This is a genomic window from Variovorax sp. P4_B11 (assembly GCF_056402355.1).
Genome location: NZ_JBFUHO010000172.1, coordinates 1 through 591 on the forward strand (window position 1 = coordinate 1; position 591 = coordinate 591).

General features: G+C 68.7%; 1 pseudogene. It reads right to left on the reverse strand.

The window, feature by feature from the left end:
• Positions 1–561 (reverse strand): annotated as a pseudogene (locus AC1DYD_RS41485) (biotin/lipoyl-containing protein); the annotation flags it as partial.
• Positions 562–591: the final 30 nt, after the last annotated feature.

Genomic DNA, 591 nt, shown 5'->3' on the forward strand with positions numbered 1-591 from the left:
GCACCAGCACCACCGAGCCTTCCTTGACCTTGCTGCCGACCTCGACCTTGAGTTCCTTCACCACCCCGGCCTGGCTCGCGACGGAATCTCCATCGAGGCCTTGTCCGACTCCACCGTGATCAGCGACTGCTCGGCCTTGATCGTGTCGCCGGCCTTCACCAGCACCTCGATCACCGCGACGTCCTTGAAGTCGCCGATGTCGGGCACCTTGATGTCGATCGGGCCGGCCGCTGCAGCCGGCGCAGGGGCCGCAGCCGCAGGGGCCGCAGCAGGCACCGGGGCTGCCGGAGCGGCTGCAGCCGCAGGGGCGGAAGCCGCCGGCGCCGCAGCGCCCTCGCCTTCGAGCACCAGCACCACCGAGCCTTCCTTGACCTTGCTGCCGACCTCGACCTTGAGTTCCTTCACCACCCCGGCCTGGCTCGACGGAATCTCCATCGAGGCCTTGTCCGACTCCACCGTGATCAGCGACTGCTCGGCCTTGATCGTGTCGCCGGCCTTCACCAGCACCTCGATCACCGCGACGTCCTTGAAGTCGCCGATGTCGGGCACCTTGATGTCGATCGGGCCGGCCGCTGCAGCCGGCGCAGGGGC